Raw genomic sequence first — 14,610 nt, 5'->3', positions numbered from 1 at the left:
GGCGTTTGGCCGTTATGGGATATTTTACCCTTGAAAAGCGCCGACGGCTGCGCAGGCAGACGCCCGCCGCAAAGGCGCAAGCGCGGATAAACGCCGGGGCAAGCGCCCCAAAGGCGGCCCCGGCGCGGGCCCGCCCAGGCTACACCCCCTGGGCGATCATGGCGTCGGCCACCTTGCGGAACCCGGCGATGTTGGCCCCCAGCACCAGGTTGCCGGGCGCGCCGAACTCCTGGGCGGTGGCGGCGGCGTTGCGGTGGATGCCCTGCATGATCTGCAGCAGCTTGCCGTCCACCACATCAAAGCTCCAGCTCTGCATGCTGGCGTTCTGGGCCATTTCCAGCTGACTGATGGCCACGCCGCCGGCATTGGCGGCCTTGGCCGGACCGTAGTGGATGCCGGCCTTGAGGAAGGCGTGCGCGGCCTCCATGGTGGAGGGCATGTTGGCCCCTTCCACCACGCAGCGGCAACCGTTGGCCAGCAGGGTTTTGGCGTCCTCCAGGTTCAGCTCGTTCTGCGTGGCGCAGGGGAAGGCGGCTTCGCAGGGCACGGACCAGACCGCGTTGCGGCCCTTGGGATATTCGGCTGCGGGAATATGCCTGGCCCCGCGCTTGAGCTCCGCGTAGCGGGCCAGGGAAGCGCGCTCAACTTCCTTCACCTGTTTGAGCAGGGCCACGTCAATACCGTCCGGGTCGTGGATCATGCCGCGCGAGTCGGATACGGTCACGGGCCGGGCCCCCACCTGCAGCAGCTTTTCGCAGCAGTAGGTGGCCACGTTGCCGGCCCCGGAAACGGCGCAGATTTTGCCTTCCAGGCTCTCGCCCGTGGCTTCGAGCATGCTCTGGGCAAAATAGACGGCCCCGTAGCCCGTGGCTTCCACCCTGGCCAGGGATCCGCCAAAGAGCAGGTTCTTGCCCGTCAGTATGCCTTCATAGCGTTGGGTCAGGCGCTTGTACTGGCCGAAAAGGTAGCCGATTTCGCGGCCGCCCACGCCGATGTCGCCGGCGGGCACGTCCACGGTGGGGCCGATGTGCCGGCAAAGCTCGGTCATAAAGGCCTGGCAGAAGCGCATGGCTTCCATTTCAGACTTGCCCTTGGGGTCAAAATCCGAACCGCCCTTGGCGCCGCCGATGGCAAGACCGGTCAGAGAATTTTTAAGGATCTGCTCAAACCCCAGAAATTTGAGAATGCCCTGGTTCACGCTGGGGTGAAACCGCAGGCCGCCCTTGTACGGGCCGATGGCGGAATTGAACTGAACCCGGTAGCCTTTATTGACCTGCACCTGACCCTGATCGTCCACCCATTGCACCCGGAAGGAAATAATCCGTTCCGGCTCTACAATCCGCTCCAGAATCTTATTCTGTTCGTACTTTTTGTTCTGCTCCAGAAGGGGCTGCAAGGTCTCCAGAACATTGCGGGCAGCCTGCAGAAACTCCGGCTCGTAAGCGTACTTCTCCTCCAGTCCGCGCATCACGCGCTGCACATAGGCCATTTCGCTCTCCTGTCAGGGGGGATTAAGGATTGCACAAAAAAACTTCCATCCGCATGGAAGCGGCTACTTTCTATCCAAGTTCCCGCCGTCTGACAAGATTTTTCCCGCCGCGCGACGGGGCGGCCCAGAACGCCGCCATTTTTATGACGCAGATCCGCCAAGACCTTGCGAAAAGCCTATACCTGTAAATTGGTACGGTTTGTGAATAGTTGTATCAAATGGTCAAGGAGGGCACATGAGCCTAGTGATCAACCACAACATGATGGCGGCAAACACGGCGCGCAACCTCAATGCCCACTACGCACGGCTTGGCCAGTCCGCCCAGTGCCTCTCTACAGGCCTGCGGGTCAACGCCGCGGCCGACGACGCCGCAGGCCTCGCTATCCGGGAGCTGCAGCGGGCCGACATTGCCACGCTGCAGCAAGGGGCCAGAAACGCCAACGACGCCGTTTCCATGATCCAGACAGCTGACGGCGCACTGGACGTTATTGACGAAAAGCTGATCCGGATGAAAGAGCTTGCGGAACAGGCGGCCACCGGCACCTATGATGCCACACAGCGGCTTTTGATCGACTCGGAATATCAAACCATGGCTGCGGAAATAAACCGCATTGCCAAGGCCACAGATTTCAACGGCATCCACCTCCTGGACGGTTCGCTTTCCAGCCCCCACGACGGATCGGGCCTGAGCGCGTCCGGGGCCGTGAAAATCCACTTCGGCACGGGCAACAGCTCCGCCGAAGACTACTACTACCTTCAGCTTCCTTCAGCCACCATCGGCGGACTCGGCCTGGGGCGTTCCGACACGGTGCCCTTGATCTCACAGCAGATGGAGAACGGCGCGAGCATGGCCGCCTTCCCTTCCGGCATCGTCTCCTTTGCCGTTATCCCCGCCGGCACGCAGAACATCCAGCTGCACCTCTACGACCACGGAGCCAACGACACCTTGCAGATATTCACCCGATCCGGCCGCCATCTGGCCGGCACGGCGCTAGGCGGCGGCGATTGGGGCAGCGCGGGCGTCGGCAGCGCTGCCGCCGCCGACAGCCTCGTGCTGACTGAAAGCAACGGCTTTGAAACCGGGGCCGCCTATGACGCCTCAGGCCTCAACGGCGTGGGGGGCAACATTCCTTACAACGCCACGCCTCCTTACAATGACTTTACCATTTCCGGGATGCGGTTCGGTTACTCCGGCGACGGCAACGGCTCCGGCATGCTGGACGAGTACCTGACCATTGATCCAGTCACGGAAGACCTGGTTGTCCTGTCCGTAGGCAGCGGCTTGTTCAGCCTGCAAGGCCAGTGGGACTTCATGCCGGACGCTATTTCTGCGGATGACCCTATCCCCATCAAAACCCAGGCGCAGGCCCAGGTTGCACTGGAACGGATCGACACGGCGCTCGCCTCTAAGGACCAAATCCGCGCGCGATTGGGCGCAGTGCAGAACCGATTGGAAAACACCATCACCAACCTGAACATCCAGGCAGAAAATCTGCAAGCTGCGGAGTCGCACATTTCGGATGTGGACGTGGGCACGGAAATGACCGCCTTTGTCCACCAGCAAATCCTCACCCAATCAGCCGCGGCCATGCTGGCGCAAGCCAACGCTCTGCCCCAAATAGCCATGCAGCTCATCGGCGGCTGAATAAGGAACCTTCCATGATCCACACCACTGAAGGTCTGACATCTGGGCTGCCATACAGCCCCACATGCCCCGCCGCTGGTGCTGCCATGGCGCATCCCCAGACCGCCCCCTCTCGGACGAACGACGTAATTGCCCTCAACGCGCCCACGCCGCTTACAGACACAGAAGCCCAGGAAACGCTGAAATCTGTGGAAACGGCTGTGGACACAAGCCCAGCCGAGGCTCTCTCCGTACACCAAGGGCTGGACCCGCGCCGGGTTCTGGCCCTGCTGGCGGAGCTGTAAGCCGCATCTCCCCGCCCACACGGCGGTCTGCTCCGGCACGGCCGCCTCTTTTGGCGCCTCCACAGCGCAGCTGCACCGGCCCAACGCCAGCGGCGGCACGCCCCGGCTACATACCAGGCCAAATCCCACCTCCCCTCTGCGCGCCGCCGAAAAACACCGGCCGCTTTGGACTCGGCCTGCCCGCCCCCCCCCGCTTCACGGGGAAACCCCATCGGCGCGCGCAGACGCCCCCGGCACGCAATGCGCACAGGCCCGGCCTGAAAACCAAGGGGGCGGAACGCCGCCGTCACAGGCAACGTTCCGCCCCCTTGGGCGCGCGGCCGCGGCCCGCTATTCCGCCGCCACCACACCCACGGACTGCAGCCGGATGTCCTGCGGAATTTCCGCCTGGGAGATCACCGGCACATTGGGCAGAAAGCGCGTCACCAGCTGGGCCAAGTGCGGCCGGATGACCGGGTTGACCAGCAGGGCGGGCTGGCCGTCCGTATTGACGGCGTTCTCCGCCGCCGCATTAATGTTCTGCACCAGGCGCTGGGCCGCGGCCGGGTTGAGGGAAAGGAAGCTCGCGCCGTTGTCGGCGTGGCGCACGCCCTCCTGCACCATGCGTTCGGCGTTGGCGGCCAGGGTAAGCACGGGCAGCGCGCCCTGGCTGTCCAGGTAAGGCCGCACGATGGAGCGGGCAAGCCGCTCGCGCACATACTCCGTAAGCATGTCGGCGTTTTTGACGCCGGGGCCGAAGTCCGCCAGGGTTTCCACAATGGTGAGCATATCGCGGATGCCGACGTTTTCCCGCACCAGAAGCTGCAGCACCTTCTGCACCGTGCCCAGGGGCAGGACGTTGGGCACCAGGTCCTCCACGGCCTTGGGCGCGTGCTTGGCCAAGGTGTCCAGCAGGCCCTGCACGGCCTGGCGATCCAGGAAGTCGGACAAATGCCGCTTGAACACCTCGGTAAGGTGGGTGGCGATGACCGTGGCCGGATCCACCACCGTATAGCCCGCCAGCATGGCTTCCTCGCGCTGGCTGCCGGGTATCCAGAGGGCGGGCAGGTTGAAGGCCGGCTCGCGGGTTTCGATGCCGCTGATCTTGGTGGTCACGTTGCCGGGGTCCATGGCCAGGAAGTGGTCCACCAGAATTTCGGCCGAAGCCACCTGGTTGCCCTTGATGAGCAGGGCGTACTGCCCCGGCTTGAGCTGAAGGTTGTCGCGCAGATGCAGGGAGGGAATGACCACGCCCATGTCCAGCGCAAACTGCCGCCGGATGGAGCGGATGCGCGCCAAAAGGTTGCCGCTCTGCTCCTCGTCCACCAGGGGAATAAGGCCGTAGCCCACTTCCAGCTCCAGAATGTCCAGCGGCAGCAGGGCCTGGACCTCCTCCGGGGTCTCAGCGGCGCCGGAGCCCTTGGCCTTGGCTTTGGCCTTGGTTTTAGCGGCGGCGTCCTGGGCGTCCTCGCGCTTGGCGCTCAGGCGGGAGACGCTGAAAATGAGCGCGGAGAGGATAAGAAAAGGTATTGTGGGCAGGCCCGGCACCAGGGCAAAAAGCAGCAGCACGCCGGAAACCAGCTTGAGGGCCCTGGCGTTGAAGGTGAGCTGGGCCAGAAATTCCTCGCCCATGCGGGCCTCGGAGGCCGCGCGCGAAACCAGCAGGCCCGTGCCCGTGGAAGTGACGATGGAAGGAATGGTGCTCACCAGGCCGTCGCCGATGGTCAGCAGGGAGTAGGTGGTCAGGGCGGTGTTCCAATCCATGTCCTTCTGGACCATGCCGATAATAATGCCGCCCACAATGTTGACCAGGGTGATGAACATGCCGGCGTTGACGTCGCCGGAGACGAATTTGCACGCGCCGTCCATGGCGCCGTAGAAGTCGGCCTCCTTGCGCATGGCGGCCCGGCGGGCGTTGGCCTCCTGCTCGTCGATAAGCCCGGCGTTGAGGTCGGCCTCAATGGCCATCTGTTTGCCGGGCATGGCGTCCAGGGTGAAACGCGCGGCCACTTCGGCGATGCGCGTGGTGCCCGCGGTAATGACCACTTTGTTGAGGATAAAGAGAATAAGAAAGATAACCGCGCCCACCACATAACTGCCGCCCACCACAAACTGCCCGAAGGCGCGGATGACCTCGCCCGCCGCGCTGGCCCCCATGTTGCCGTTGAGCAGAATAAGCCGGGTGGAGGCCACGTTGAGCGAAAGCCGCAGCAGGGTCGTCACCAGCAACAGGGAGGGGAAGATGGTGAACTCCAGCGGCGAGGTCATGAACATGGTGGTAATAAGCACCAGCAGCGAGATGGAGATGCTTACGCAGAGCATGATGTCCAGAAAAAACGTGGGCAGCGGCACCAGCATGACAAAGAGGATGATGACCACGCCGGCGGCCAGGGCCACTTCGCCGTGCTTGGAAAAGCGGCTGTAATCGATCTGAGGAAGGGTCGCTGTCGCCATTATTCTGACACCTCAATGTGGGCCGGACGGGCTTGCGCCGGACTTACATGGAACCGCTGCGGGCCGCGCGGGGCTTGAGCTTCCAGATGCTGGCCAGCACCGCGGCCACGGCCTTGTACAGATCTTCGGGGATCATGTCCCCCACTTCCGTAGAGCTATACAAGGCCCGTGCCAAGGGCACGTTCTCCCGGATGGGGATGCGGTTCTCTCTGGCGATTTCCTTAATTTTTTCCGCAAGGTGGTCCGCGCCTTTGGCCAGCACCACCGGGGCCGGGGCCTCGGCCGTATTGTAGCGCAGGGCCACCGCGATGTGCGTGGGGTTGGTCACCACCACGTCGGCCTTGGGCACGCTCTGGAGCATGCGCTTGGACATGACGGCCATCATCTTCTTGCGCTGCTGCCCCTTGATGACCGGATCGCCTTCGGCCTGCTTGCGCTCGTCCTTCACTTCATCCTTGGTCATCTTCATGCCCTCGTTGTAGGCGTAGCGCGTCTGCCAGACGTCAAAGGCGGCAATGGTCAGGATGGGCAGCAGCGCATACCAAGTGAGCTTCATGGCCATCTGCAGCATGTAGGCGGCCACGCCTTCGCTGGTGGCGTAGTACATGGGCAGGAAGTTCTCGTACTCCGCATAGAGCACATAACCGGGAATGAGCGTAAGGATCAGGGAAAACATCAGGCTTTTGAGCGTGCGCAGCAGGGTCTGGGGCGAAAGAAACATCTGCTGCAGGCCCTTGACCAGGTTGAAGCGCTGGAGCTTGGGTTTGAAGACCTTGGTGCTCCAGAGCTTGCCCACCTGCAGGCGCTGCGCCGCCAGGGCGCACAGGGCCAGGGGCAGCAGCACGGGCAGAAGAAGTCTGGCGATCTCCGCCATCAGGTCCAGGCTCAGGCTGTAGACGTTTTCCGGCGTGGGGTCGAATTCCCAGGAATGGATCAGAAAATGCCGGTACAGCGCCTTGATCCTTTCGGCCATGGGCCCCATCAGCGCATACAGGCTCAGCACCCCCGCGGTAAGGCTCACGGCCTTGCCAAGCTCCGCCGATTTGGGAACGTTGCCTTCCTCCCGGTTTTTATTGCGCCGTTTGGGGGTGGCTTCTTCCGTTCTGCTGGGGTCTTTCTGCGTGCCGAACATGCGCCTGCTCCTTCTTGCCCACCGCCGTCGCGCCAAGGGCGCGCCGCTCCGGCCACGGACTAGCAAAAAGCATGCCCACAGCCCGTGCCGGTCCGCGCCACGCCGCCCCCTTGCGGGCTTGAGCGCCGCCCCCTTTGGGGCTATGTTCAGCAACACAACTCCGTTTTCAAAAAATTGTCGGATCCGCCCTCCCCGGCGTGCAGGAGGCTCGCGTGTTCTACGGTTGGAAAATCAGCCTGCTGTCCATGAGCGGCAATTTCATGCTCCAGGGCACGGTGCTCTATTGTATGAACGCCTTTATGGAACCCCTCTGCGCCCTCAACGGCTGGACCAGGGCGGAACTCAACGTGGGCATGGCCCTGGCCACCCTGGCCGGGCAGATAGCCATGCCCCTGGCGGCCGGGCTCTGCGCCCGCCACTCCCTGCGGCGGCTCATGGCCGCCGGGGCCCTTACCGGCGGGCTGGCCACCATCCTGCTGGGGCACGCCGCAAGCCTGCCCCTGTTCACCTTGCTCTTTACCGTGGCCTGGGTTTCCACCCAGGTCTGCGGCGGCGTGGTGGGCAACGCCCTGGTGAGCAACTGGTTCCACCACTACCGGGGCCGGGCCTTCGGCATCGCCAATGCGGGCACCTCCCTTTCCGGCGTCATCCTACCCCTGGTCAGCATGGCCCTGATCAACGCCTGCAGCGTGGCCACGGCCTACCTTGTCCTGGGGCTGCTCACCTGCCTGCTGGCTCCCCTCTCCTGGTTCCTGGTGCGCGATACGCCAAAGGACATGCGCCTGCACCCCGACGGACGCCGCCACGAACCGCGCCTGCCCAAAAAACGCCTCGCGCCGGACACCTCCTTCCACGCCATGCTGCACGCGCCCAAGGCCTACTGCATGGGCCTGGCCTTCGGCCTGGCCCTCATGGTGGGATCCGCCGTCATGAGCCAGATGAAGCCCCGCTTCGCCGACCTGGGCCTGGCCCCCTACCCCGCCATGCTTCTGGCCTGCGCCGCCGCCCTGTTCGCGGCCCTGGGCAAATACCTCTGGGGCTGGATCTGCGACCGGCTCACCCCGCTCGCGGCTTCGCGCCTGGTCATGCTCACCTGCCTCGCCAGCATGGGCATGGGCTTTCTGCCCCACACCATCCTCAACCTCGCCGTGTTCAGCGTGGTCTTCGGGGCCTGCATCGGCGGCCTGTGGACAGTGCTGCCCGCCGCGGTCTCCTACTACTTCGGCAGCGAAAACTTTCTGCCCTCCTACAAGTTCGTATCCATCTTCATCATTCTGCGCTGCGCCGGCTACCCCATCATGGGCTACGCCCACGACTTCACCGGCGGCTACGCCGCGGCGGACGTCGTCTTTATGGGCGCGCTGGCCGCGGCCCTGCTGCTGAGCCTCTTCCTGCGCGAGGACGATGCGGCGGAAAGCCTGGCCCACTACCGGCACGCCGCACGCAAATCCGGATCGGCGGACGACGCATGAGCGACGACCTGACCCTGGATATCCACGGCCTGAGCCACGATGGCCGGGGCGTGGCCCGCCTGGAAGGCAGCGCCGTGGTCTTTGTGGCCGGCGGCCTGCCGGGACAGCGGGTGCGCGCCCGCGTGCTGCGCCGCCGCCCCCGCTTCTGGGAAGCCGCCTGCACGGCGGTGCTGCGCGAGGCCCCGGACGCCGCGCCGCCCCTCTGCCCGCACCGCGAAATCTGCGGCGGCTGCCCCTTGCAGGCCATGCCTATGGAACGCCAGCTGACCTGGAAGCGTACCCTGGCCCTGGACGCCCTGACGCGCGTGGGCGGTCTGGACCGCGCCGCGCTGGAGGCCCTGCTGGGGCCCGTGGCCCCCTCGCCCGCCCTGACGCGCTTTCGCAACAAGATGGAATTTGCCTTTGGCCCGGACGCCGCGGGCCTGCCCCTGCTGGGCCTGCGGGAACGCGGCGGCCGCCGGGTGACGCCCGTGCCCGGCTGTGCCCTGCTGCCGCCCGAAGCCCTGCGCATGGCGGATCTGACGCAGGCGCTGGTCCGGGAACAGGCGCGCGCGAACGGCCTCAAAGCCTGGATCGCGCCGGAACAGCGCGGCGGCCAGGGAATGGCCCGCACGGCGGACGCGCGCCCCGCAGGCCGCAAAGGCCGCCCGCGCCGGGCGGAGGCTTCCGGCGAAGGCTTCTGGCGCTTTCTGACCCTGCGGCGCGGCCTGGCGGCGGATCTGCGCACCCCGCGCTGGTGGGCGCTCTGCCTGACCAGCCCCGGCGACGCCAGGGCGCGAGCGGCCGTGCGCGCCCTGGGGCGGGAGCTGCTGGCGGCCTTTCCCCAGCTGGCGGCCTTTGTGCATGAAGAGCGCGCCAGCGCCGACGCCTTTGCCGCGGGCGAACGGCGGGTGGAGGTTCTGGACGCAGCGGGCCGTTCCCGGCCGGAGGCGGCCCGGCTCCATCTGCCCCTGCTGGGGCGCTTTTTTGCGCTGGACGCGGCCTCGTTCTTTCAGGTCAACACGGGCGCGGCGCAGCTGCTGGCCCGCACGGCGCAGGAGATGCTGCCCAACGGCGGGGAAGAGCTGCTGGACCTTTATTGCGGCGTGGGCGCGCCGGGCCTGTTACTGGCCCCGGCCTTCTCCCGGCTGTACGGGCTGGAGCTGGACCCGCGCGCCGTGGCCCTGGCGCGGGAGAACGCCGCCCGCTTGGGCGCGGCCCATTGCCGCTATGCGGCCGGGGATGCGGCGCGCCTGACGCAGGCCCTGGACATTGCGCCGGATGCAGTGCTGGCGGACCCGCCCCGGGCCGGTCTGGCCCCGGCGGCGCTGACGACCCTGCTGCGCCTGCGGCCCCGGCGCATCCTCTACATTTCCTGCAATGCCGCCACCCTGGCGCGGGACGCGGCGGCCCTGCAGCCCCACTATCGCCTGGCGCGCCTGGCGGCCGTGGACCTTTTTCCCCACACGCCGCATGTGGAATGCCTGGCCCTGTGGCAGCGCCCCTGACGCCGCGGAGACGGCGCACGCCGGGGCCGGCCGGAACGTTGGCCGGAACGCCGGGCGGGGAGCCGGGCGGAGCAGCGGATAACAGATGGTCGGGGCAGCGGGCGCAACGACGGCCGGCATGACGGCCAGGGCAACGCGCAGACGACAAAAATGGGAAACCGCAGACCCCGCCGCCTTGGCGCCCGCCCACAAAAAAATGCGGGAAGGATGGCGGGCTTTTCCGGCCAAAGTCATTGACGCGCCAAGAAGCCTGTGATAATTTGAACAGCGTTGGGCGTACACGGTGGTTCCGCCGGGCGCGTCCGGAGGCCGCATGTGGTTTAAGGATTTTCTCAAGCAACAGCAGAGCGGCCTGGAGGCCATGGCCAACACGGGGGTCATTGGCCTGCACCTGGTAAGCGGTCCGGCAGTGGGCTTTGCCATCGGCTACGGGCTTGACCGCTGGCTGGGCACCAGCCCCTGGTGCAAACTGATTTTTCTGGTGGTGGGCATCGGCGCGGGCTTTTTGAACGTTTACCGCGATACGCGCGCCCTGCTGCGTAAAATTGAGGCCCAGGACGCCGCGCGCCGGGCCGCTGTGGGCCAGCCCCCTGCGGCAGGGGCGACGAAAGCGCAAGGGCCCCAGGCGAAGGCGGCCCCCAAGGCTGCGAACTCCAAACCCGCGACCCCCAAGGCTGCAAGTCCGGCGGGGGTGCGCCAGGCGGCTGCGGAGCAGACAGGCGTGGACTTGGCGGCTGCGAGCCCGACGGACGCCGCCCCAACGGCTGCGGGCCCTAAGGGTGTGCGCCAGGCGGCTGCAGAGCAGGACGGCCTGACGCAGCGCAACGCGGAAGGCGGCCGCACCGCGGCGCAACGGCAACCGGCGCATGCCGGGCAGGATGAACAGGGTGCAACGGATGTTCCACGGCATTGACGCCTGGTTATGGCGGCGCGGCATAGATCACCCGGCCGTGCGAGCCCTGTTGCGCAACGAAATTTTGCTCACGGCGCTGGCGCTGCTGGGCGGGGGGCTGCTCTTTTCCGTCACCCCCTGGGTTTTCTGGTTCGGGGTCGGGCTGGCCGTCATGGCCTGGACGTTCTGGTGCTTGGCGCGGTTTTTTCTGCGTCGCGGCCTGGGCGATTACAGCACGGCCTTTCTGCGCATCGTCATCGTGCGCTGGCTGGGGCGGCTGGCCGTGGTGGCCGCAATTCTGTATGCCGCGCTGGTGTACGGGGCCGCACCTCCCCTGGCCCTGCTGGGCGGCATGGCCGCGGCTTGTGCCTGCGCCCTGATCAGCTACGCTCTGGCCGCCCGCGCCCAGGGCCCGGCCCGCTGAACGCGGCGCGGACAAGTTTTTTTTCGCGGAACGGCCCCACGGCTCCCGCACAAAGATTTTTCGTTTGATCTGGGGAACGGCCCTCAGGGCCACACAGCAACCGGCGCACAGCGCCTAGGCACAGGAGGCATGGCTCATGGCAGGTGGTTTGCCGCATCCGGTACTGCTCTCCACGTTTGTGGGTCTGGACAACGTCACCCTCGGCGGGCAGGTGGTGGAATTCAAGCACGTCTTCTATTCCTGGGTCTGTATGGCCATTCTTTTTACCCTGGCCTGGATCATGCGCCGCCGCCTGACCCTGGTGCCCGGCGGGCTGCAGAACTTTTTTGAAGCTCTGGTCAACAGCCTGGAGGAATTCATCATCTATACCATGGGCGAAAACGGCCGCAAATATGTGGGCCTGCTCGTGGGCATGTTCATCTACATCCTCTCCATGAACCTTATCGGCCTGGTGCCGGGCTTTGACTCGCCCACGGCCAACCTCAACACCACTGTATGTATGGCCCTTTTTGTGCTGGTGTTCTACAACGCCGTGGGCCTCATCCGCTGGAAAGCCCACTACATCCATCACTTTACCGGGCCTTCCAAGTTTCTCATTCCGCTCATGCTTCCGCTGGAAATCGTTTCGCACCTTTCCCGGCCCATCTCTCTCTCCCTCCGTCTTTTCGGCAACCTGCGGGGCGAGGAAATCGTGCTGATTCTCTTCTTTGTCATGGCGCCCATCCTGGGCACCCTGCCCACCTATGCGCTGTTCCTGCTGGGCGAGCTCATGCAGGCCTTTGTGTTCTTTATGCTGACCATGTTCTACATCAAGGGCGCTCTGGAAGCCCCCGAACACTAGGAGCCTTGCGGCCCCCGCAAAAGGGGCCGCCGCGCCGCCTTGGCGGCCTGAATCTGCCGGGAATGGTCATTACGACCCAACTATACAACAGTGCAAGGAGAGTGTCTCATGCGCAAACTTCTGATGATCGCCCTCAACACCGTGGTCCTGATGGGCATGGCCAGCATGTCCTTCGCCGCCAGCAGCCTTGACGCCGCCGCCCTGGGCTACACCTGCCTGGCCGCCGCCCTCGGCATCGGCATCGCCGCCTTCGGCTGCGGCATCGGCATGGGCCTGGGCCTCAAAGGCGCCTGCGAAGGCGTGGCCCGCAACCCTGACGTGAGCGGCAAAATCACCGGCACCATGATCCTGGCCTTCGCCTTCATCGAATCCCTGGCCATTTACGCCCTGGTCATCAGCTTCATCCTGCTGTACGCCAACCCCTACGCGTAGGGCCGGGCCCGGCATCGCCTTCAGGGGCGGCCCTTCGGGGTCGCCCTTTGTTATGCCTTTTTTACGGCGCGGGCAGCACGCGAGCGGTCAGAAAGCGCGCGCCCCCGGCTTTGGCCCAGGCCCCCGTTTTTCCGCGCCGTCCCCGCAGCGGCCCCGTCCGCATCCGTGGACTTCCGCGCCGATTTTGGTTATACAATTCTGCTCCAGAGCGCTCCGGCCGCAAGCGCGCCACCCCAAGGCAGCAGGAACCCGCCATGCCCAAACAGGACCATATCCGTAATTTTTGCATCATCGCCCACATCGACCACGGCAAATCCACCCTGGCCGACCGCATCCTGGAGCTGACCCAGGTGGTCAGCCAGCGCGAGGCCCGCCAGCAGTACCTGGACAAAATGGACCTGGAGCGGGAGCGCGGCATCACCATCAAAGCCCAGACCGTGCGCATACCCTACTCTGCCGCGGACGGCCGCACCTATGAGCTCAACCTCATTGACACGCCCGGCCATGTGGACTTCAACTATGAGGTCTCGCGCTCCCTGGCGGCCTGCGAAGGCGCGCTGCTGGTGGTGGACGCCACCCAGGGCGTGGAGGCGCAGACCCTGGCCAACGTCTACCTGGCTCTGGACCACGACCACGAAATCATCCCCGTGCTGAACAAAATCGACCTGCCCAGCTCGGACGTGGAGCGCGTCAAGGCCGAGATTGAAGAAAGCATCGGGCTCGACTGCTCCGAGGCCCTGGCCGTTTCCGCCAAGACCGGGCAGGGCGTGGACCAGGTGCTGGAGGCCATTGTCCGCCGGCTGCCCCCGCCCGAAGGAGACCCAGAGGCCCCCCTCAAAGCCCTGATTTTCGATTCCTGGTACGACAGCTACCAGGGCGTGGTAGTGCTCTTCCGGGTTATGGACGGCCGCGTGCGCGTGGGCGACGTGGTGCGCCTTATGAGCACGGGCAAGGAATACGAGGTGCTGCGCCTGGGCGTATTCTCGCCCGAAGCCAAGGACGTGCCCCAGCTGCAGGCGGGCGAGGTGGGCTTTATGTGCGGCTCCATCAAGGCCCTGGGCGACGCCAGGGTGGGCGACACCATTACCCTGGCCGCAAACCCGGCCGCAACGCCCGTGCCCGGCTTCAAAGACGTGAAGCCCATGGTCTTCTGCGGGCTCTACCCCACCGATTCCGAAGACTACGAGAACCTCAAGGCCGCGCTGGAAAAGCTGCAGCTCAACGACGCCGCCTTCACCTTTGAGCCGGAGACCTCCCAGGCCCTGGGCTTCGGCTTCCGCTGCGGCTTCCTGGGCCTGCTGCATATGGAGATCATCCAGGAGCGCCTGGAGCGGGAATTTGAGGTCAGCCTCATCGCCACAGCCCCTTCGGTCATCTACAAGGTGGAAACCAGCGACGGCAGAACCCTGGAAATCGACAACCCCAGCCGCCTGCCGGACCCCACCAAAATCCACGCCCTGTATGAGCCCTATGTGAACATGGACATCCATGTGCCCAACGAATACGTGGGCAATGTGATGAAGCTCTGCGAAGAAAAGCGCGGCATTCAGAAAAACCTGCACTACCTGGCCGCCAACCGCGTCATCATCACCTACGAGCTGCCCTTTGCCGAAATTGTCTACGACTTTTTTGACCGGCTCAAATCCGCCACCAAGGGCTATGCCTCCATGGACTATCACCCCCTGGACTACCGCACCGCGGACCTGGTGCGCCTGGACATCCTGCTCAACGGCGACCCCGTGGACGCCCTGGCCGTCATTGTTCACCGCGACCGCGCCTACCCCTACGGCCGCGCCCTGGCCCTCAAGCTCAAGCGCAGCATCCCCCGCCAGCTCTTTCAGGTGGCCATTCAGGCCGCCATCGGTCAGAAAATCATTGCCCGCGAAACCGTCTCGGCCTTCCGCAAGGACGTGACCGCCAAGTGCTACGGCGGCGACATCACCCGTAAGCGCAAGCTGCTGGAAAAACAAAAAGAAGGCAAAAAGCGCATGAAGCGCATGGGCAATGTGGAGCTGCCGCAGGAGGCCTTCCTGGCGGCCCTCAAGGTGGGCGACGAATAGGGGCGGAGGGTCGGTCACG

General features: G+C 65.1%; 11 protein-coding genes and 2 pseudogenes. 10 read left to right on the top strand and 3 right to left on the bottom strand.

Annotated features, from left to right (window positions below; all coding sequences use genetic code 11):
- Nucleotides 1–139 precede the first annotated feature (139 nt).
- Entirely contained in the window at nucleotides 140–1,489 is a 1,350-nt protein-coding gene (gdhA, locus tag BLS55_RS01670; protein WP_092152625.1) for an NADP-specific glutamate dehydrogenase, read from the bottom strand.
- A gap of 235 nt (nucleotides 1,490–1,724) precedes the next feature.
- On the opposite strand from gdhA, the pseudogene BLS55_RS12165 reads away from it, so the two are divergent.
- The 3 genes and pseudogenes from BLS55_RS12165 to BLS55_RS01660 all read left to right on the top strand — a co-directional run.
- Nucleotides 1,725–2,285: pseudogene (locus tag BLS55_RS12165) on the top strand (flagellin); the annotation flags it as partial.
- A gap of 552 nt (nucleotides 2,286–2,837) precedes the next feature.
- A pseudogene (locus tag BLS55_RS12160) lies at nucleotides 2,838–3,134 on the top strand (flagellin); the annotation flags it as partial.
- An 86-nt stretch (nucleotides 3,135–3,220) separates the two neighbouring features.
- A complete protein-coding gene (locus tag BLS55_RS01660) occupies nucleotides 3,221–3,418 on the top strand; it encodes a hypothetical protein (RefSeq protein ID WP_092152623.1) in 198 nt (65 codons plus the stop codon).
- Between the two features lie 330 nt (nucleotides 3,419–3,748).
- Here BLS55_RS01660 and flhA read toward each other — a convergent pair whose 3' ends face one another.
- Both flhA and flhB read right to left on the bottom strand, forming a co-directional pair.
- Nucleotides 3,749–5,851 (bottom strand): flagellar biosynthesis protein FlhA, encoded by a 2,103-nt coding sequence (gene flhA, locus BLS55_RS01655; RefSeq protein WP_092152622.1) that lies wholly within the window; start codon nucleotides 5,849–5,851, stop codon nucleotides 3,749–3,751.
- A 43-nt stretch (nucleotides 5,852–5,894) separates the two neighbouring features.
- Nucleotides 5,895–6,983 carry a flagellar biosynthesis protein FlhB gene (gene flhB, locus BLS55_RS01650; RefSeq protein WP_092152621.1) on the bottom strand — a complete coding sequence of 363 codons (1,089 nt, stop codon included), beginning with the start codon at nucleotides 6,981–6,983 and terminating at the stop codon, nucleotides 5,895–5,897.
- A gap of 212 nt (nucleotides 6,984–7,195) precedes the next feature.
- Between flhB and BLS55_RS01645 the strand changes: the two genes are divergently transcribed.
- The 7 genes from BLS55_RS01645 (at nucleotide 7,196) to lepA (ending at nucleotide 14,591) form a co-directional block, all read left to right on the top strand.
- Entirely contained in the window at nucleotides 7,196–8,455 is a 1,260-nt protein-coding gene (locus BLS55_RS01645) for an MFS transporter (protein ID WP_092152620.1), read from the top strand.
- On the top strand, nucleotides 8,452–9,942 hold the full coding sequence (locus tag BLS55_RS01640) for a class I SAM-dependent RNA methyltransferase (RefSeq protein WP_092152619.1): 1,491 nt from the start codon (nucleotides 8,452–8,454) through the stop codon (nucleotides 9,940–9,942). Before BLS55_RS01645 ends, BLS55_RS01640 begins: the two co-directional genes overlap by 4 nt.
- Before the next feature lie 313 nt (nucleotides 9,943–10,255).
- Nucleotides 10,256–10,855: an AtpZ/AtpI family protein gene (locus BLS55_RS12225; protein WP_257243091.1), complete on the top strand. Its 600-nt coding sequence runs from the start codon at nucleotides 10,256–10,258 to the stop codon at nucleotides 10,853–10,855.
- A complete protein-coding gene (locus tag BLS55_RS01630) occupies nucleotides 10,839–11,258 on the top strand; it encodes an ATP synthase subunit I (protein WP_257243090.1) in 420 nt (139 codons plus the stop codon). The genes BLS55_RS12225 and BLS55_RS01630 overlap by 17 nt, the downstream gene beginning before the upstream one ends.
- A 136-nt stretch (nucleotides 11,259–11,394) precedes the next feature.
- A complete protein-coding gene (atpB, locus tag BLS55_RS01625; protein WP_092152617.1) occupies nucleotides 11,395–12,099 on the top strand; it encodes a F0F1 ATP synthase subunit A in 705 nt (234 codons plus the stop codon).
- A gap of 108 nt (nucleotides 12,100–12,207) precedes the next feature.
- The gene (atpE, locus tag BLS55_RS01620; RefSeq protein ID WP_092152615.1) at nucleotides 12,208–12,531 is read left to right on the top strand and encodes an ATP synthase F0 subunit C; all 324 of its coding nucleotides are present in this window, start codon (nucleotides 12,208–12,210) and stop codon (nucleotides 12,529–12,531) included.
- A 254-nt stretch (nucleotides 12,532–12,785) separates the two neighbouring features.
- Nucleotides 12,786–14,591, top strand: a complete 1,806-nt coding sequence (gene lepA, locus BLS55_RS01615) for a translation elongation factor 4 (protein ID WP_092152613.1) — start codon at nucleotides 12,786–12,788, stop codon at nucleotides 14,589–14,591.
- Nucleotides 14,592–14,610 lie beyond the last annotated feature (19 nt).

Origin of the sequence: Desulfovibrio legallii, assembly GCF_900102485.1 — a bacterium.
In the GTDB taxonomy this organism is placed as follows: domain Bacteria; phylum Desulfobacterota; class Desulfovibrionia; order Desulfovibrionales; family Desulfovibrionaceae; genus Desulfovibrio; species Desulfovibrio legallii_A.
This window is presented reverse-complemented; position numbering and strand designations above follow the sequence as displayed.